This is a genomic window from [Clostridium] citroniae WAL-17108 (assembly GCF_000233455.1).
In the GTDB taxonomy this organism is placed as follows: Bacteria; Bacillota; Clostridia; order Lachnospirales; family Lachnospiraceae; genus Enterocloster; species Enterocloster citroniae.
Window position 1 is genome coordinate 275,597 of the sequence record NZ_JH376420.1, and the last position, 20,169, is coordinate 295,765.

9 protein-coding genes are annotated in these 20,169 nt (G+C 47.8%); all 9 read right to left on the bottom strand.

The annotated features are described in order from the left end of the window. Positions 1-73: 73 nt before the first annotated feature. The 9 genes from HMPREF9469_RS01265 to HMPREF9469_RS01300 all read right to left on the bottom strand — a co-directional run bounded on the left by HMPREF9469_RS01265 (position 74) and on the right by HMPREF9469_RS01300 (position 20,077). On the bottom strand, positions 74-11,551 hold the full coding sequence (locus tag HMPREF9469_RS01265; RefSeq protein WP_007858354.1) for a SpaA isopeptide-forming pilin-related protein: 11,478 nt from the start codon (positions 11,549-11,551) through the stop codon (positions 74-76). 65 nt (positions 11,552-11,616) lie between these two features. Next, complete coding sequence (locus HMPREF9469_RS01270) at positions 11,617-12,507, bottom strand: transglutaminase-like domain-containing protein (RefSeq protein ID WP_007858356.1); 891 nt, start codon at positions 12,505-12,507, stop codon at positions 11,617-11,619. Between the two features lie 356 nt (positions 12,508-12,863). Continuing rightward, complete coding sequence (locus HMPREF9469_RS31865; protein ID WP_007858358.1) at positions 12,864-13,025, bottom strand: hypothetical protein; 162 nt, start codon at positions 13,023-13,025, stop codon at positions 12,864-12,866. 116 nt (positions 13,026-13,141) lie between these two features. After that, a complete protein-coding gene (locus tag HMPREF9469_RS01275) occupies positions 13,142-16,723 on the bottom strand; it encodes an Ig-like domain-containing protein (protein ID WP_007858359.1) in 3,582 nt (1,193 codons plus the stop codon). Between the two features lie 112 nt (positions 16,724-16,835). Continuing rightward, positions 16,836-18,074: a DUF6273 domain-containing protein gene (locus tag HMPREF9469_RS01280; RefSeq protein ID WP_007858362.1), complete on the bottom strand. Its 1,239-nt coding sequence runs from the start codon at positions 18,072-18,074 to the stop codon at positions 16,836-16,838. Next, positions 18,071-18,286: a cold-shock protein gene (locus HMPREF9469_RS01285; protein ID WP_007858363.1), complete on the bottom strand. Its 216-nt coding sequence runs from the start codon at positions 18,284-18,286 to the stop codon at positions 18,071-18,073. The genes HMPREF9469_RS01280 and HMPREF9469_RS01285 overlap by 4 nt, the downstream gene beginning before the upstream one ends. A 20-nt stretch (positions 18,287-18,306) precedes the next feature. Then, positions 18,307-19,269, bottom strand: a complete 963-nt coding sequence (locus tag HMPREF9469_RS01290) for a hypothetical protein (RefSeq protein ID WP_007858365.1) — start codon at positions 19,267-19,269, stop codon at positions 18,307-18,309. A 141-nt stretch (positions 19,270-19,410) separates the two neighbouring features. Further along, a complete protein-coding gene (locus HMPREF9469_RS01295) occupies positions 19,411-19,650 on the bottom strand; it encodes a helix-turn-helix domain-containing protein (protein ID WP_007858366.1) in 240 nt (79 codons plus the stop codon). Then, complete coding sequence (locus HMPREF9469_RS01300; protein ID WP_007858367.1) at positions 19,640-20,077, bottom strand: sigma-70 family RNA polymerase sigma factor; 438 nt, start codon at positions 20,075-20,077, stop codon at positions 19,640-19,642. The genes HMPREF9469_RS01295 and HMPREF9469_RS01300 overlap by 11 nt, the downstream gene beginning before the upstream one ends. Between the last annotated feature and the right edge of the window lie 92 nt (positions 20,078-20,169).

Genomic DNA, 20,169 nt, shown 5'->3' on the forward strand with positions numbered 1-20,169 from the left:
ACAGCTCTGATTTTTTCAAGTGCATTTCAAAATATTTTTAGGGAGACGTTACAAACGCCTCCCCTTTATGGTTCTATGCCATGTTACTCTGCTTTCTTTTCCGGTAAACAGCATATCCCGCCGTCCCGGCTCCTGCACTGCCCAGGCCGATCACCGCGGCCACTGCCGCTGCATGATTCTTTTTAGGAACATACACCCCGGTAGCCTTCATCGTATACACCGTCTTTCCACTGCTCTCTGCCTCCTTTTTCAGGTAGGTAAGCCGGTAGCGGACACCTGACTCCTCCCTAAATACAGCGGTTCCCTGATAGACGGCCTTACAATCACTTACCAGTTTTTTACCGGAAGCCACTGCATTCCGACACAAAATCCCCTCGGAATCTTCATATGCCTCCCCGTCCCATGTAACAGTCTCCACCGTATATTCCTCATTATTCACGCCAATCAGAGCCAGAAGTTCTGCCTCGTAACCATGAAAATCTGGCTTATCATCTTCCAGTTTAAAGACCGTTTCTCCCAGCCAGTACCCCTCAAGACCATATTCGTGGAAGGTCACCGGGAAGGAGAAATTCTCCTCCCAGCGTTCTTCACCAAATTCCTGTCCGGAAATTTCGGCAATTCCCTCCATCTGCTGCCCTGTGGCATCATCGGTTACAGAAACAGGTATCCTGGACGGAATCATATCTTTCCCCTCTACCGCCTCATAGACCACCTCCTTAATAATTGGAACCTCATGGGCCGGTATATCTGCTTTTTCCAGAATGGAATCCTTTAGCTGATAGGAAATGCCTTCCCGCTCTATAGTTCCCTCCGGCTGGTAGCTTTCTGTCTTCTCTTCCAGGAACGGAGCCGTGGTGATTGTGATTGTATCCCCGGCTGTCTCCGCCAAATTTTCTTCTATCACCTCCGTCCGGATTTCTGAAAGGCGGTATGTGATACCGTCCCGCTTCAGTTCCTTTTCAAACAGCCCCTCTGCTTCGTCCGAATCCGGATTCTCCGTTTTGTACTGGTGTTCCTCATAAATATTTTCCAATACGTCATCAGCAGCCTTCACCTCCATAGCTGGGAAGCCGGCAGCCAAACATACGGCCAGGAAAAATGCACTGATTTTCATGCCTCTTTTCTGCGTTGGTCTAGCTGGTGGAATACCATTGTTTCTTTTTTTTCGTCGCATCCAGTGCCGGAATCCAAACAGTAAGATTCCTCCAACTGAAAGAAGCCATATAAAAAAGTTCTCAAACAGATGGCTCTCATCTCCGGTTTTCGGAGCATGGCGCAGAGTTCCTACTGTCAAACCCCCGTCACCTTTCCGATCCGTCTCATAGAAAGCTGTAATTGTTCCATAGTGCTTCTGATCCGTAATGGTGCAATCCCCGATAATAGAACCATCCTCAAACACAGTAAAGGAAAATATGGTTTCATTCAGCTCATACCCCTCGGGCGCCGCCACTTCACGGAACCGGTATTCTCCCGGAGCAGGCACCTCAAAGTACACCTTTCCATATTCATCACTGACCCCGCTGTAAATCCGGTTTCCGTCTTTATCTGTAATTTCAATCTGCGCCCCTGGCAGTTCCTCCGCCGTGGTCACATCTACCTTGGATATCACCACCGTTCCTTTCTTATAGTCGGGAATCACCGTATCCCCTTCTATGGTTCCGCCTTTCACGGTAAACTGGTAAACCTCCGGGTTGAGATAATACCCCTCCGGTGCGGATACCTCTTTAAAGGTATAGTTTCCGTTCTCCGGCACCTTAAACCGTATTTTTCCCGCCTTGTCTGTAATGCCTTCAAAATACACACTGCCGTCCGGTCTGTAAACCGTAATCTTTGCCCCGGCCAGTTTTTCTCCCGTAAGACCGTCTGTTTTATACAGCTCCATGTACTCTCCTTTCGGTTTCGGCGTGTCGCCTCCCCCGCCGCCAGAGTGGTCGATTTTATAGTTCTTCACTACAAACTCCTGCAATTCATCTTTTTCCAGTATCTGAATCTCCTGCGGTTCCATCTTTTTATAACCGGATGGTGCTTTCACTTCACGGATGGTATACGCTCCCTTCTGAAGTCCTGTGAAGTGTTCCGCTTCCCCTTCTTTGGAAGTCCATTCCCGGATAACCGCCCCGTCTTTATTTCTCACCAATTGAAGGACTGCACCGCCAAGAAGTTTTCCTGTATCCCCACTGGTCTTTTCAATTTCCACCTGAATCGGCTGGTTCAGGATGGTAAAGGTCTGCTGGGGCTGATCCGGAAGAATCTCAATCTCCATATCTTCCATTGGCGCATACCCAGGCGGTGCGGCAATTTCTCTCACAATGTATAATCCGGCTTCTATCCCGGTAAGTGTGAAAATTGATTCATCGGAAATCCATTCCTTCACAATGACCTCCTGCCCGGTTCCTGCATTCCTTATCAGCTGAAGGACTGCGCCACTGACCAGCTTTTGACTCAAACTGTCTTTCTTTTCAAAATCTGCTTGTATCTTCTGGTTCCCCAGTGTTATCTGCAACGTGTCCTCCTCTCCGGTCACCTCAAAGACAACCGGCTTTCCTACTGCATATCCATTCGGCGCGGATACTTCCTCCAGGGTATAACTGCCCGGCAGTAATCCTTTTATGATCTTTGCAACCCCGGTACTCTTCCACTCGTCTACCACAGACTGGTCAGAATTTCGTATCAGCCGCAGCATTGCTCCGGCAAGCGCCTCCCCGGTTTCCTGGTCGGTCTTTAGAATATCCACCTCCAATTTCTGGTTTCTGACCGTAAATACCTGGCGTTCTTCCTCATTAGTGATTTGGATTTTTAACGGCTCTTTTAACAGCAGATAACCGCCCGGTGCCTGAACTTCTTCTACGGTATACCATCCGGGTTTTAATCCTGGCAAGACTTGCGCCTCTTTCGTTGTAACCCACCAGGCCACTTCATTTCCCGTTTCATCTATAAGCCGCAGCACAGCTCCTGCCACCGGTTCTCCTGTCTCGGTGTCTGTCTTTTCTATCACCGTCTGGATTTTCTGGTTTTCCACCACAAAGGTCTGGATCTTATAATCCTTAACCACCGTTATTTTAAGAGGTTCCTTTAATATCAGGTAGCCATCCGGAGCTTTCACTTCACGCACCAGGTATTCTCCCGCCGGCAGTCCCTGAATCTGAATGCTTCCGGTTTCGTCTGTGATCCATTCCCGCACAAGTTCCATAGAATCTGCTTTCACAAGCTGCAGGGTAGCACCGGCCACAGGCTCTCTTGTTTCCTTGTCTACCTTTATAATCTCCGTTTTCGTATCGTCATCAAGCATTTCCACAAATACCGTATCTCCAACCGTCATGTTCCCCTGAACGGTGAAATATACCTTTTTCGCCTCCAGATAACCTTCCGGCGCCCTGGTCTCAATCAGCACATATTCACCAGGCTTCAATCCTCTAATCTTGTGAGGCGTATCCGTGGAAATCCAGCTTTCCAGAACATCCCCTTCTGTCCTGACAATCTCTCCATCTTCCCCGATTGTTACCGTCACTGGGCGTACTTCCAGGCTGGCTCCCGGCAGCTCCTCCTTATTCGTCAGCTTCTTCTTGGAGACAATTACTTCTGTAGGCTGGTTAGATGCCTCGTAGGTAAATACAATCTTCGGATTCCGATCCGTCCTTACATTAAACTGGAACATCTCCGCCTCCGGATCAAGCAGATACCCATCAGGAGCCTTCACCTCCTGCACGCTGAAATGATATAAGCTGACAGAACCATCCGCTCCCACAGAACCAATCGGAACCGGACTGCTGACTGCTTTTCCGTCCTCATCTGTAATCAGAATTGTGGCTGAATTCGTATCCAGATTTGTAAACTTAAATCTGGCGCCCGCAAGCTTCCGGTCTGGCTGTCTGGCATCCGATTTTATCAGTTCCAGCTGCCCCATAATCAGTTCATCAACCAGTTCAAATCTCTGTATGCCACGGCTGTCCGTAATCTCAAAGGGGAGTTCCACCGCCCGGACATATCCAAAGGGTGTCTGCTCCTCAACAAAATAATAAGAGCCTGCCAGAGGATTTTTCAAAGTATGGGGCTTTAAATCCCTTGCTGCAAAACCTTCAGGTATTTTCCCATCTGCCTCATCTTTTTTGGTATAACGCCCGTCAGAGCCGGAAATCCATCGCTCAACCAGGTAATTCTCGTCATATGCCATAGCTGGAATCAGGTTGCCTGCCTCATCCTTCAGCAGGTTCCCGTCTAAATCCGTCACATAGAGCAAGTTGCCGTCCTCATCTGCCATCTGATATTTTATAAGGCTTCCGTCCGAAGCTGCCCGGTAAACCGCTACGGTTGCGCCGGCCAGTTCCTTGCCTCCAGCTGTATTTACTTTGCTGAGCAGCACCTGGATGGGTTCATCCACCATTGTGAATCCCTGTATCCGCTCCTTTGACCCAACATCGAGTACCGGCACATAAACCGGGTCAGCCACTGTATAGCCGTCCGGAGCCTGTTCCTCCACCAGCACATACTTTCCAACAGGCAGATATTCAAAACGCATAGCGCCCTTTTCTGTCACATAGCAAATAGCCTGGACGGTACCCGGCACCGGTTTTATCTCATAGTCATATGCCGTATAACTGTGCCCGCCCGGAACCGGCACCTGATGGGCGGTTTTTCTCACCTCACTTCCGTCATCGGTCTGCCACTGGTAAACCTTCTGGTTTTTATCATAACGGATGATCCCATTTTCATCATAAAGAGGCTCTCCCTCATCATTAAGTAATGCATGGTACAAAGCCAGCGTTGCCCTGCTGCTGTTTGCCATGGGCTTTCCTGTTTTACCGTCCACTTTCAGGAATTCTACGGCTGTGTGGTCATCCTCCATCACCACACCCTGAACCTCGCCGGTTTCCTTTATGATGACCTCTGCTTCAGAAGCTGTCACATATCCCGCTTCCGTTGGAACCCTGGTTTCCTGCAGAATGTAATCTCCCGGCATGATGTGGTCGATCCAATGCGGTTTTCCGCCGCCTGACACCCAGCTTTCCGCCACGATAGGGCTGCCGTCCATATCGCGGAGAATCTCCAGATGCCAGCCCCGGTCTGAATCATCATAAACGCGGTATGCTTCATAAAGCGCCAGGGAAGCGCCTTCAATCTCCTCCCTGGAGGTCATGTCAAGCTTGGACACCTCCAGCTTCGTGTAATCGTCCTCCATATAGAAAGGCTGAACCTCGCCTGTATCCCTGACAATCAGCCCGATTGCTATAGACTGTACATACCCGTCAGCCAGAGGAGCCGCCGTTTCTTCCAGAATGTACGCTCCCTGTCTGACCCTGGCGATTTCATAAGGTTTCTCCTCTGTCACCCATTCATTTTCAATCCAGGTGACACCTCCATCTTTATAATAAATAGGCAGGCCGTTTTCATCGGTCACAGGAGATAAATCCGTGTTAATGGTCTGATTGCCATGTTCATCCGTGTAAACCTCAACCGACTGTGAAATGATTTTATCGCCGTTATCATCCAAAGGCCAGACAATCACTGCACCATGCTCATCGGTCACATAAGCCATTCCGGTTTCAGAATCCAGCATACAGACACGATTTCCCCAATCATCCAGACCATACAAAATTCCCGTTTCCGTGTCCAACTCTGTCGGGTCATATTCCAGATCGTAATACCACAAATCCATCGGGGGCTTGGCTTCCTGGGTGATATCCCATTCTTGTTTCCCAGTGGAATCCGTCCCCGTTACCCGGATATCTGTATCCACTCCTGTATTGTGAGCCATTATGCCAATCACGGAATCAAACAGGTTGCGCTTCACCTCAACCCCTTCATATTCGTGTTCTCCGGTCTGTTTTACCTCCAGCCCTTCATACAGCGTCATTGTGGCATTCTCCACATATAGCGGCTCCCCATCACCTGGTTTCAGTGTTTTGGTCACATAGCCAAAGCCAGCGAACTCACCGTTTGGCTTATACTGGAGCGTCACATCTCCACGGGCTTTCAACTGCTTTTCATCCCCATACACCCGGTAGCTCAGTTCTTTTTCCGGATTCTCCACCTTATGGATTTCAATCCGAGTAGGCTGATCCTTAACAACCATCTGGTGCATGTCCTCAGTCACAGTCTTGCCGTCAGAACCTACTGGCCGCATATACTGGTATTTCACCGCCTGTACTTTTTTTCCTGCATCCCCCTCCTCATAATACTCTACCTTGTCACTATAAACCGTAAAGGCAATCGGTTTCGATTTGACGTATCCTTCCGGAGCCTCTACCTCCACCAGGACATAGGCCCCGGCTCCCAAAGGCTGATACGTCTCCAAATATCCCACACACTGTTTTTCCGTTTGTGTGCTTCCGTCCTCTTTCGTCACCTCGCCGTCACGGACGGTTGTATAGGCTTTGAATATGCCGACCTCCGCCCCGGTATCGTCCCGCATGAAAATCTGCTCGCTCTCATCATACAGAGGGATTCCATTTTCATCAAACAGGATATCTCCGCTGCCTGTCACTCCTGCTGCCCCGTCTCCGGCAATATCGCGCTTTGCGGCATAAATCTTGAACAAGGCTCCATCGTGCAGGATATTCTCCCCGGTTTCGGCATCCAGTTTTTCAATCCGCAGTCTGGAACTGTAGAACTCATTTTCAAAGTCTTTGTTGGCAAAAGCGACAAAGTTAAAACTGCCATCCTCCAGACCGGAATCCCGGTTTCCTATATCCCCGTTGTCATTGATGATTTCCCCGTATCTGGGGTCCAGGACACTCCAGGGGACTAACGCCTTGGCATATTTCCGGTCTACAGCGGTGGAAATTCCTGTCATGGTATCCACCCCATCCATGGTCACTCCATAGTCCGTTATCTGGCCGTCCCGGTCGTAATAGGTTTCATAATATACGCCGTCCATGACCCCTGCGTCCTCACTGATAGAACCATAGTGATAATAGGCGGCCACAAGATCATTCTGGCAATCCCTCCTGCTGTCTGGCTCCAGCCCGTACTTAAACACCTCAAAATCGCCATCGTTGTTGTGAGCATAGATGATGTGTGTCTCCTCGTTAAACCGGATATGATACCGTTCCATCAACGTTTCCGGCGTCATATGGGAATCATAAAGATAGTCCGGATCAGGCAGCTTATCATGTACCGTGCCGTCTTCCTCTATTTGAGGTACAAATGGAATTTCCACTTCCTTTGGAGAATCAATGGCATAATGCTTCTGCGGGATTCCCTCCGGCTGCTGCTCTACCAGTACATAGACACCATAGGGCATCATACGGCTCTGTCCCCAGTAATCATCGGTTCCGCCGCCCCGGTTGGCATGTACCGTTGTCATATCCCCATCTGCGTCATACTTTTCTATATCCCACTCTAAGGCAAGAGATGCGGCGTATTCCGGATTTTCCTGAAAGAAAGCTGTATAATCGTAAGTCCCGTCCTCCTTTCGGGAAAGATTCCCTGTTTTCTCCAAACTCGAACGCAAGTACAGCTTAAAGAAAAAGCCCGGCAGGGTTTTGGTTTCCAGCTTACCATTGTAGCCCCCGAACAGGACGGTAAACGGGTCACGGTGGATTTCGTAAGTATTGTGCTCATAGGAATCCAGCGCAATATCCTTTGTGACCTTGATTGCCTGCTTGATTACCCGTTCCAGCACAATCAGAGGTTTTTCCCTTGTCCCATCGTCTTCATAAATCTCATACTGTCCGGGATACAGCAACGCAGTGTATTTGATATAGGAACCGTCCTCCATCTCCGGTTTCTTCGTAATGACGCTGACCGCAGCTTCCCGATACTGAGTGATGTCCTGTCCAGTCACCACACGGTACGTCCTGGTTTCCGCTTTATCCTTGTCAAACGCCTCTCCGCTGGTATCTACAGAAAATATAAGGCGGCCGCTGTCACGATTCACGTTTACTGTCACAGACGTCAGTGTCTCCTGATACTCTGTTACCGCCTCATTCGTATAGACCGGAACCGTCTCCATCTGCGGAATCGGATTTCCCTCGTTATCAAGAAGCAGCTCCCCAGCCTCATACCGCTCATACACCGGCGCATAAACCGTTTTTAAGCGAATTTCCCCAAGGGAAAACACCTCTAAATCCAGTTCCTTCTTCTCTACAGTGAAGCGGTAGCCGTCCTTTTTGTACTCCCCTTCCTCATAGATGACATAATAATAGCCGCCCTCGTATTCCTTCCGGATTGCCAGGCGGCCGCTTCCTCTCTCATAAATAACTGGCTGGTTTTTCAGTGCTTTGTAAGCATAACGGATTTTTGCATACCAGCTTCCGTCCTTTTCAAATATCTGCTCCACGTCATAGGCATCCCAGAAGCTGTCCGAAGAACAGGCTGTCAAGATCTCGTCTATTATCTCTCCATTGGTATTCCCTGACAGTTTTAAAAGATTCCATGGCGCATCAGACAGGCTGTTCTTATAGCCGGACATTGCCAGGGCAGAAGATGTTTCCCACAGAATATAGTCCTCATCAATCTCTTCCGATTCTTCCAGATCCATGTCGGATGGCTCTTCCCGCTCAATCGCAGGAATATACACATTTAAGCGGTTCACTGCGGTAACTGTCTGACTGGAGGGCTGGTCGGAATCAACCGGATTTCCATCCGCATCCAGTTTTACTATCCGGTTGCCGTCTGCATCCAGTTTATACTCACTGCCTTCTGCAGTCTGGTAAACCGTGTTTCCGTCTGCGTCTTTTTTCTCCACCCGGGCTGTTCCGGTCACGACTTTCTGATTCGTAGTTTTCTCTGTCCGGGTGACCTCATATACCCTGGAATCCTCCGGGAGCCCGGAAAGGACCACGTCAAACCCTTTGGTCTTAAAATAATCCACCGTAAAATCATAGGACTTTCCATCCCACTCATTGATTTCATGGAAAAATCCGCCCGTATGGGCACTCCCTGATTCCGTGATCACCACCGGGATTCCAGTGCGGTTGCTCTCTGAATGGTTTTTCCCTGTTCTGGAAAGCTCATATCCCTCTGAGCGTGAGATTTCCTCCACATAATAGCTGCCCAGGATTAGGGGTCTTCCAATCCAGCAGTTTCCATTCCTTTCTATATTGTCCTTATACAAATTAGGAACATTCTTTGATGTCTCAGTTTCCTCTGTGATGACCAGAAACGAGGCGTCCCCGTTTTTATCTGTGGCGGCAATGGCAATCAGTTCTCCCGAAGAAAAGACTACGCCGGTTTTCCCATCCGGATGAATGATGTCCTCTGCCGCATAAAGGCCATAAACCGCTCCTTCCAGCGTGGCGTCAGCCTGGGATTTTCCGTAACTGTCTTCCCCCTCCTTCTCAAATAATTCCAGATCGCGCTTGTTGATGTGAAGCTCGCCCTCTGTCCTATGGTCTTTTACCAGATAGGAGAATCCAGTGTAATCTGCCGGATAGTTTGATTGGTTGATATGGGCAACCTCGCTTTCCTCCTGCACCCCGTCCCATTCCCAATGACCGCCTGCTCCGCCATCATCTTCTGAACATATAGAGGGGATATACAGGGAATAGCTAGAGGCATTGGACGGGGTAGCCAGTTCTATATCTTCCTCAATTTCTTCCTCTGCTTCCGATTTACTTGCTACCTGCACAGAGTCATTTTCCGGTTCTCTCTCTGCTTCACTGCTCTCCGGAACCTTTTCTTCTGTTTCAGCGTTTTCTTCTTTGTTCTCTGCTATTTCATCGTCTTCTACATTAGATGGCGTTGCTTTTGCCTGCACTAAATTTGTCTTTCTTGCGGAGATGGTCGCCTCCGGTTCAACCGCTGTCTGTCCTATGGTCCTTTCTCTACGGTTTCCGTCGTAGTAACCAATCACTAAACCATCACTTTCTATCTGGGAAGAGGAAAACTCCACAATCTCAACCTGCTCATCATCCTCATGCAGATCATGGAGAATGTAACCGGCTCTAGCCTGTACCTCCCTGACCGTGTAAATCCGTTTCAGATGAATAAAGCTTTCCCATGCTTCATCTCGGTCTGCTTCCATCTCATCTCTGGCAACCCCTTCATCGATAGAATGAAAATCACAGTGTTCTTCACACCAGTCCACACATTCCTGCCAGGCCTCCCAAGCTTCCCGCTCCAAACGTTCATTTTCTTCGTCGGCCGCGTCGCTTTCTTCATCGCTGGCATCGTCACCTACTTCTACATAGTGGATAATCGGCTCTGGATGACCGCCGCAGTATGTCTTTTCATACTCATAGGTCTTATGGTCTGAATGTTCCAGATGACCATTCATGTCTGTCGTGATCTCACTCTGACATACACTTAAATTTTCAAATCCGCCCTCCGATGTGGGAAGATTTTCCCGAAACTGCTCCTCCTCTAAATTCGTCCCATCAAGCTGAGAAAAATCAAACTGCTCCAGAATTTCAAAGGTACTTCCTTCCAGGGTCTTCCCCGTCTCGTCACACTGTTTCTCCAGCTCAATTTTGTAATCCCGTTTAAAGGTCTCTTCATGGAGATATTGGGTATATGGGATCTCGTAATCCCCACTGTTTCCGGTTATTGTCCCTGTTGTTCCTTTACCAAAGGAAAGCCAAACCTCCCACGGCTCCTGTTCTCCTGCCATAGTAATCATTGCCTGTTTGCCTTCCACAGCGCTGCTCTCTGTCCAGCCATCGGGATACCATACTTTAAAAGTGTTTGGCTTGATCCAGTATTTAGCGGCCGTAGAGCCTTCCGGAAAATAACCTTTTATAAGACCGATGTCCGGATTCCCGTTAGAACAGATAAACGTCACCCCGCTGGTTTCCCTCACCATGTTCCAGCCTTCCGGCAAATCATATACCAGCTCCGACTGCCGCCAGTCAAAACCGTCTCCATAATTCAAAGTAATTCTATAAGTCCCGTCCCCTTCTTGTTGCATTTGGTGGACAGGGGCTGTGTTTTTAAATTTAGACGCAAAGGGCGGAACCGCAGTCTCTTCTACCGCACTATTGGTCTGATTGAAAAATTGTTCTAAGGCATCTCTGGTCTGAGCCGCCAATTGCGGACTGTTTAAATTATCCATCAGTACTTCCATCTGTTGTCGGAAATCATCCAGCCCATTCCAGTTTCCCGACATAATCGCCCAGGTAGCTGCCTGCCCCAGTATATAATGACCTTGTCCGACTTTCCCCACGCCCGTCTGGTAGCCCTCAAAGTTTCCGGATGAGGACAGAGCATACCAAAGGATCTCCGCCTCCTCCCTTGAGATTCCCAACGGAAGATTATCTCCGTCTTGGTCAAGGTCGTATGTAACTATGGTTCCCCCAGTTCCACTCTGCATGGATTTGTTGGGTTCCAGGCAATACCCGGGAGCACTTCTTCCGCCCTCCACGTTGGTAATTCCATAAGGCCATAATCCCACGCGGTTGTGATTTTTTCCGTAAAATGGAAAATTGGCTCCCGGTTTCAGCAGATTGCTGGAATTATAATAAGCAAATGTGCTTCCTCTTCCTTCTGTTTCCGCCGCAAACGTCGGGAATAGTCCCATATCGAAACTAAAAAAAGGCTGAACCGCAAGGATTAGCGCCAACAAAAACGCAATCCCACGTTTCAGCCTCTGGTAAAGGCGATTCGCTCGTGTCATATTTTCCCCTCTTTTCATAAGGAAAAAGCGGATTCCGATTACAAATCCGCCCTATTCCATGGTATTCAGTTATATTTTGGATTATTGATCTGTGCTCCACAATTCCCACATGGCCTTGCCAATTCCCTGTTTCCGAATAGATTTTCATATCCGCATACTGGGCATGGTGCTTTCATCACATTCAGATAAAACTCCGCTGAAGCCTCAATGGTTGACGTATCAATACTTTTTGCTACGCCATCGACATAGACTGCATTCCACATATGCGCTCCATTTTCCCTGAATTCGCATTTCAGCCCTACTGCATTTGCAAGCAGCTTATAGGTTCTGGCGAATCCAACGCATTTACCGGTTCCGTTTATCAGTATACTGTAAACCTCGTCATCCGCCTGTGTATAGTCTCCCCAATTATAAACTGCCCTTTTTGTTATTTCATCGTACACCCGGGCTGCCTTATCATATTCGCTGGCTCCATAATCAAATCCAGTCAAAAATTTACAGACCTCCTCATAGACAGCCTGATTCTTTTCCGACAAATCTGAAACCGGAATGATTCCTCTGACAGCCGCCAGTACCATAGTATCTGTAACCCAGGCATAATCAGTGGTTTCATCAAAAACATAAATCTGCCAATCCGGATCGAAACGATATGGGAGATTATCATACGGCGTCCTGACATAACCTCCTGACACCTGCGTTTCTGTCACCCAGCTTCCATCCGCGGCCACTAAGTATCCGTCAGGTGTGGTGGTGTTTACAGCCATGACTCCATTTTGATTCAAATAGTATGATGTTCCGTTCTCTGTTATCCACTCTGACCTCGCATAGTTCCCATCATCTTTCTGATATTGATAGCCGGCTGAAGTATTCTCCCATGTTCCCGCATACGCCGACATTGGGGTTAGGGTAACTGCCAGGAATACGGTTGCCAGCTTCCAACCTGTTCTTTTTTTCATTTCCAGCACCTCCTCTATCTATAGCATACTAAATCTCCGGATTCTATGTCGAGAGCATTTATGAAATTTCTTAAATGAAAAGGGATTCCCCCAGAGGCATCCCTTTTCATTTATATTTAACTTTTACGAATCCAGCGTCCAATAATATACTGCCAGTTCATACCGTCCTGCATGATCCTAAGTACTGGCACAACCTGCTTTGACTCATCCAACACATAAAAAACAAGATATGTATCACGAGGTTTTGTGCAGATCTGATATCCCCAGTCCATAAAACCAGTATGCTGATATCCATCGGGAAATGTATCCAGGCTTTTCGGCAATCCGGATCCGATAATATTTCTTCATAGTTCACCCTAAATCGCGTCAATCTCTACCCATACTTCCTCTATCGTCCGAACTCTTCCCTGTTCCATATCGTCAATGGCCTCATCCAGTCTGCCAAGTAAGTCTTTCATTACATCTTTAGCCTGATAGCCCGATGTATGCTCTGCAGCTGTCTGTGTTATGATTGCCATAGCTCTCACCTTTCTTTAAATAAGCACCGATTATTCTGTCTATCAACATTATAACCTTTATTGAAAAGAAAATCAATCACAGACATTTTTACAATTTCAACCAGTTTTTCTGGTCTTTATGGAATCCAACAGCCATAAGCGTCAACGCGATAGCCATCTGGTGTCTCACAGTTGACAAACAGCGCTCCTCGTGTACCATCCGATATCGTATTGAAGTAATACCACTTTCCATCAATCAGATTCCAGCCCGTATACATCCGCCCTCTGGTACCGTCTCCTATCGGGTGGAGAAAATAAACTTTTCCGTCCGTATCCGTATACCAGCCAGTCTGCATATATCCTTTTTCATCAAAATGATACCACTCCGTTATACCATTATAAGAAAGCTGCTGCCAACATGATTTTGGATAAGTACCGTCCTGGTTTTTATACCACCATCCCACGGTGTCCTGAATCCAATCTCCCTTTTCTTTCCCCGGTCCATTGGCACTGCCTGCTGATGAGCGGCTGGATGAGCCTCCCCCACTGGAAGATCCACCCCCACCGCCGCCAGAAGGACTGCTGGGTTTGGTGGTTTGGTCGGTTGTCTTAAACTCCACCACAACTTTACAGGAAGCTGTCTTCTGCCCGTCCTCCGTTGTGGCTGTCACAATGGTGTCTCTGGTTCCCGATGCAGTGGACAGGGCATAGCGATTTTTCGCAACATTGGCTGCGTCCGCAGCCTCCAGATCCTGAATCCATTTTGCATCCCTTTTTACCGTGACCAAACCTTCCTCTGATATGGCAGCCATACTGCTGTCCGCCACGCTCCAGCCTACCTTTTTATTCTGCGCTTCCCCCGGCGTAACCGTGGCCGCCAGTTGCTGGGGCTGTGATACCTTGTATTCCACTTTCGGATTTGTCCGGCTGCCGGTCATCAGCTTTTCCACCATAAATTTCACTTCACTCTGATTCAGCGACACATGTTCCACATGAACCACTGTGTTGTCTACAGTTCGGAAGGATACATTGACTGCACAGACCGCCTGCTTGTCTCCGTCTTTCGTGGTAACTGTCACATAGGAAGACCGGCTGCCTCCCGCTTCTCTCTGATGATAGGGATTCTCCCTATTCGCTTCCTCCTCTGTGCGGATTAAATCTGCAATCCATCTGGCATCCGCCCTGACGCTTACCATTCCTTCCTGATCAACCCGGAGCATATCCATATCTCCTGCTGCCCAGGTCACTTCTTTATTATCTGCGTACTCTGGTGAAACCGTCTCATAAAGACGTTTGGAGGGAGTAACGGAATAGCTTTCTGATGGATTTCTTCTATCACCTTCTAAAGTACGCGTCACATCAAAGGCTAGCTCTGCCTGATCCAGTTCTACACCGGATACGGGAACCACAGTATCATCGGTTATCTTAAAATTCACGGTAACAAACGCGCTGGCTCGTTTCTGTCCTGCTTCTGTAGTAACGGTTACCGTTCCATAGCCAGTTCCCTCTGTAGTAATTTTCTTGGACGGATATAGTTCCTGGTTTGTAACCCCGGCCTTTATCAAGTCCTGAATCCATTTTGCGGAAGTATTCACGGATACAACCCCATTTTCATCCACGAGAATCACATCTGTACTGGAACCATCTGTGTCTTTCACATTCCAGTAAATATTTTTGTTAGCAGCAGAATCCGGAATAATGGTAGCAGTCAGTTTTTGCGGATCGGTAACTTTCCACCCAATCTGCGAATTCCAACGGGAACCGCTGCGAATCTGCTCCACATCAAACGTAAGTTCATTCCGATCCAGAATTACACCATTTGTCATGGCACGGTAAGTAGCCGACAGCGTTATATTCTTATCCGGCATTGAAAACGCCATTTCGCCGGCTCCTGACTGAATCAGTTCTTTGGAGGCGAAATCATCCGCAGTCCAGAACAGGGAATCCGGTTCCAACTCATAATAGACCGGTGGTTCTGCCTCTGTGTCATTTACCGGACTGGTATAGACTAACACCTTGGTTCCGGCAGCCAGCGCTCCGGGATTCGCCCAGTCAATCTCTTTAGCAAAGTTATTCTGAGACTCCAGTACGGAAAGCGTGCCATGGTCAATGGCCGGAATGTTCACCAGATATCCTCTTACCGGGTCGCCTGTCTTGCTGGGCGCATAGTGATGGACATTCTCTTTTCCGATTTCCAGTACGCCCTCCTCCAGCTCTTCATAAAAGTAACAGTTGGTCTGTTTTGTAAAGCCGCCAAGCTGGTACAGGCTGTAGTCTCTCTGGTTGGAATAATATGCTCCGATATGGTGCTCCAGACGAATCTGCGGTGTCAGTTTGTTGCCGAATGGATTGAGAGAATACTTATCCTCGCTGTCCGTATACAGATAAGCCAGGTCATCCCCCAGTTCCACCGTGCCGCTCTCAATATATCCCACAAACAGCCCCGCCGTCTTTAACGTGGCAGAGGTGAAGGCGCCGATGGTTCCCGCGAATCGCCCGTTTTTCACCTGGCCACTCTGCATTCTGCCCACCAGACCTCCGATATAATCGGCGGATGTACTTCCCACTTTTCCTTCTACATAAGAGTTGTATACTTCTGTTTCATAAATATTTCCTGCAATTCCGCCCACATATCCTTCGGAGTACAGAGCGCTGTAACTGTCTGTGGTATCGTTTGTACAGTCACTGATAAAGGAGCTTTGCGCAGAACCGCAGATACCTCCGGCAAAGGCTTCCTGGTTCCCTGACACGTCCGTCCCGCCCAGTACGCCGGCCGTATTGGTGCATTCCAGGATTACGCTGTCATAAGCCTCGCCGACAATACCGCCAATGACTCCCACGCCTCTTACCTGGCCTTTGGAAAAACAATTTCTAATTTCGCTGTCATTGGCTTCTCCTGCCAGAACAGCCGCTTTACTATCAGCGTTTACCTGTCCGTCCACCGTCAGATTCTCTATCACAGCCCCATGGACGCTGCCAAACAGCCCAGCGTAGCTTTGGGTGGTATCGTTGATTTTCAGATTATAAATCCGGTATCCGTTCCCATCAAAGTTTCCTTTAAACGGATGCGGCTCCGTATCATCAGCCTCGGTAAAATAGCCAATAGGGAGCCAGGAAGCGGAATCACTCAGGGACACATCCCTGGTTAAAATGAAATAGCAGCCCGCATAGCCGTCCACCTCTTCATTGGATACATTGTAAGCAAGAAGCTTTAAATCTTTGCTGGAATTAATTTGATACGGGGACGCCTTTGTTCCCTCCCCATCAAGATGGTCACTCATTTCCATACCGCCCCACAGGTTAGTGCTTTGCGCTATCATAACAGCATTAGATGGAGTAGCTTCCTGTACTTCCTGAATCGCCTCGGAAGGAGTAGCCTTGGCCGCAGACTCCGCTTGAAAACCGTATTCCGGATTCTCAATCCCATCTTTTTTGTCCTCCCTGGTCTCCTCATGTTCTGTGTCATCCCCCAAGGAAGAGTTTTCTCTGTTTTCCGATTCATCCGCTCCTACTTTTGCATCGGATGGGCTTGCGTTCTCTATATCCAGGGACTCCTGTACCATTTTCCCATTCTTCTGGTTGTTTACCTCCGTATAAACCATATGCTCGTTCTCTGCATCCGTCGATACTCCGGCTACTGAAACCATAGGACTGATACCAAGTGTTGCAATCAACATCCAGGCTGTTACCACTGCCTGCTTCTTTCCTATCTTTCTCATCCCATTCTCCTTTTTCTTCTATTTTCACACGGACAATACGCCAAGGGCAATCCAACTTGCCCCTGGCATTGCCTTGCAGAGTGAAATTTCTCATAATCGTCTCTCAAATATTTCACTCCTGAATTGCCACAAACACCGGACGGATTCCTATTTTGTTATTGTTTACCTGCTCCGGTGCCACACGACCATCATAGGTCACTGCGTAACACAAATTTCCGTCTCGGGCCGCTGGCGTCCGAAGCCAATATCCCATAGTATGGCTTCCTGCCAGATTGAAATTATCACTTTCTGATCCATTCAGCTTCCAGAGTCGGTTTGCATACCGTAATGCCTCCTCCAGAGACAGACAGAACATCTTATCTTCCACTGAAGCCGATGTCTGCCTGCGTTTGGTAAACTTCCGATCTGACACCAGATAATCACTGCTTTTTCCTGCATAGGTATACCCTATAGTTGTCACTGTATCTGCGATTTCTTCCGTGTCTTCCAGTTTCTCGTTCAACCATTTGCGTAAATCAGAGGCCCCCCAATTATTATGGTTCTCATCAAAAACACACTCGTTGCCGCCAATAATGGAATCACAGAGAAACAACGCTCCTACCCGATTTCCCCCTGCGTCACAGTAATTTGGATCAATGCAGCGAAACATATAGTTTTTCCCGTGAATTTCCCGTTCCTGAGTATCTCCCTCATACCAGATTTTCCCTTGGCTTACATCCTCGTCAGGCCTCCCCAGAACAAAAGCTGGTCGTAATCCCGCTTCACTCAAAGAAACTCGGCTGGACGCGATATGCCCATTATATTGCACCATATACGCCTGATTCGCTGTATTTTCCCGTTTGGAGCGCGTCCAATAATACCGCATTCCACGCTGGGGGGACCACGTCTTACGGGCAATCGCCTTATAAGAATTTTTCTTTACCTCATCAATAGAAAGACAGAATACCCGATCTGAAATGGAATCCTCCGTTTCCTCCAGTTTAACTGGCAGAATATCCTGGGCAACTGACAGCGTATCGGCAAAATACTGGTTTAACCAGATTCTAGCGTCAGAATTTGTATAATCGTTATCTGAACTTCCATATCTTGAGGAAAGCGTATATGGAATCACATCGTCTGACACAAAAAGATATCCTCCCTTATAATTCGTATCCAGGCAGGTAAAATCCATTGTGGAGTATCCATCCTCCAGTCCGGTTTCTACCTGGATACTTTCCCCCACTTGGTAAGCAGTGTCACCATTCACAGTTTCTGCATGAGCAGTAAATCCAAACAAGAAGCCAGCAACGGAACAACCAACCATCAATCCCACAAGAGCGTGCCGCTTTTTAATCCGGACAACCGTGTTCATACGCCCTCCACAACTTCTACCAACCGGGCCACCAGTCTGCCCTGATCGTCCTCTCCAGATTCAAAGGTGACGGACTGACCGTCCCTCAGACGTTTAAACCCGTCGCCCCGAATCTCTGAGAAATGCACAAAATAGTCCATTCCATCTTCATCACTGATAAATCCAAAACCTTTTCTCACATCAAACCACTTTACTGTTCCGTTCATTTCCATCTGTTTTCTCTCCTTTTTATTTAACTTCTTTTAATAATTCTTGTGATGATTCCCTCTGCAACTTCCCGCTCCTCATTGATCCTGGTTACCAAAAAACCAACCTCGTCCCCTTGCCCCGGGAGGCTTGCTGTGTTGCAGGAATGAGCCACCGCATTAACCTTACAGTTCAGACAGAGGAAATAGGTTCCCTTATACACATCTGTTACCTTTCCCACATATTTCCCCTGGCGACGCAGCCGCATAAGGTTTTCCTTATTCACATTTGTTTTCGCTTCTTTCGCACTGACCTCAACCTTAATGGTCTCGACAGAATCTCCAGACACACTCTTCACAACCACACTCACCACATCACCGGTTGCAAATTTCTCATTGGCATCTGACAGCCACTCCCAGGTCATGTCCCGTGCTTTCAAGGAACACTCCACGCCAAAGACCTCCAAGCGCACCGCCTTTTGAGCCACCGCTATCACTCTGGCTTCCACTGTCCGTCCCGGAACAATCATGGGCGGCGAATCCTGCTGAGGCAGATAAAACTGCTGTCTTTTTCTGAGCATGGCTTCCTTTCTGGACGCAACCACACTCTGAGTTTTTTCGTCCATATCCCGGATCATAAAGTCCAACTGCGCTCCAAGCATATTGTTGGCAAGGCGGGTCTGACGGTTGAGTGGGTCTGAATTTTCTCTTCCATCCCCCTCCAGATTAATCATCATCTCCTCCATGGGAATCAGAATACGACAGCCTTTGTAATACACAACTGCCACCACCCAGCCGCCCTCCAGCCGTTCAATTCCGCCTAAATCCCCGGACAAAATTTTTTTAGTCCGGTAAGCATTCACCAGCTCATGCCAGGCAGTATCTCCCGTATCCCGCTCCGCTAAAACGCCGGAGGCATCCACAGTCAGGATTCCCATAGAGCGGTTACTCCTACGGTTATCTTTTTCCTGCACCTCCTCTGCCGGTTGGCTCTGATTTTCTTTTTTCATGTGCATTTCACCTCCTGATTTTAATTACTAACCTTATTTAGGCATGAAAAAAAGCAGCCGGCAAAAAACCGAACTGCTCTTCTTCTGACCAGATTCTTCAGAAATCTGATGTTACCATTATAAAAGATGTAAAATCGCAAGTCAATTCATTGGAACATTCAAATCAGTCTCTTTTTTGTCCAAATAACTCTTAACCCGGTCAATATCAAATTTTTCAATGCAGATTAACAGCTTTTTACATAACTCCTGAAATAAGTCTTCATCAAATTTCCCATTAATCACTGCTTTGTGAATCAACCCGGGGCGGTACATATTGTATAGCTCCTCTTTCGCCGCTTTGCTCCCAGCTTTTGCTTCCATTAATAGCTCCTCAAATCCCATATTCTTTCTCCAGCCTCCTTTGTAATTTTTTTCGGGCATAATGGTAAATAGAAGCAGCTTTCCGGTCACTCATTCCCATGATGGTTCCGATTTCCTTATAGGTTAATTCTAAATACACCTTAAGTAATATAACCATTTTTTCTGATTCTTCCAGATACGACACGGCTTTTTCAAGCTCCTCTCCATATCCATCCAACAGATTTTTCCCACGTTCTTTCCTAGTGCCAGAGAATTCCTTTAATTTCTCCAAAATCATTGCCTCATAATTCTGCTCAAATTCCACCTGTTTTTCCGCATCGACCGTCTCTATATCTATCGGAATCTCTTCCTTAGACTTACCGTTTATGTAATCTTCTCGCTCACGTTTTAATGCAACATCTAAATACGCAGTAAAGAAGCCCTTGATCTCTTCATCATTTGTGTTCATATTGTCCTCCTCATTTTCGACTATTTATCCATCCGAAAATAAGGAAGGGGGGATTACGGCAATGATATATGCAAACTTTCATACACTGCTGC

Bases quoted from the DNA above. Each gene is read 5' to 3' on its own strand.
- HMPREF9469_RS01265 (WP_007858354.1), bottom strand. From the start codon at position 11,551: ATGACACGAGCGAATCGCCTTTACCAGAGGCTGAAACGTGGGATTGCG.
- HMPREF9469_RS01270 (WP_007858356.1), bottom strand. From the start codon at position 12,507: ATGAAAAAAAGAACAGGTTGGAAGCTGGCAACCGTATTCCTGGCAGTT.
- HMPREF9469_RS31865 (WP_007858358.1), bottom strand. From the start codon at position 13,025: ATGGCAATCATAACACAGACAGCTGCAGAGCATACATCGGGCTATCAG.
- HMPREF9469_RS01275 (WP_007858359.1), bottom strand. From the start codon at position 16,723: ATGAGAAAGATAGGAAAGAAGCAGGCAGTGGTAACAGCCTGGATGTTG.
- HMPREF9469_RS01280 (WP_007858362.1), bottom strand. From the start codon at position 18,074: ATGAACACGGTTGTCCGGATTAAAAAGCGGCACGCTCTTGTGGGATTG.
- HMPREF9469_RS01285 (WP_007858363.1), bottom strand. From the start codon at position 18,286: ATGGAAATGAACGGAACAGTAAAGTGGTTTGATGTGAGAAAAGGTTTT.
- HMPREF9469_RS01290 (WP_007858365.1), bottom strand. From the start codon at position 19,269: ATGAAAAAAGAAAATCAGAGCCAACCGGCAGAGGAGGTGCAGGAAAAA.
- HMPREF9469_RS01295 (WP_007858366.1), bottom strand. From the start codon at position 19,650: ATGGGATTTGAGGAGCTATTAATGGAAGCAAAAGCTGGGAGCAAAGCG.
- HMPREF9469_RS01300 (WP_007858367.1), bottom strand. From the start codon at position 20,077: ATGAACACAAATGATGAAGAGATCAAGGGCTTCTTTACTGCGTATTTA.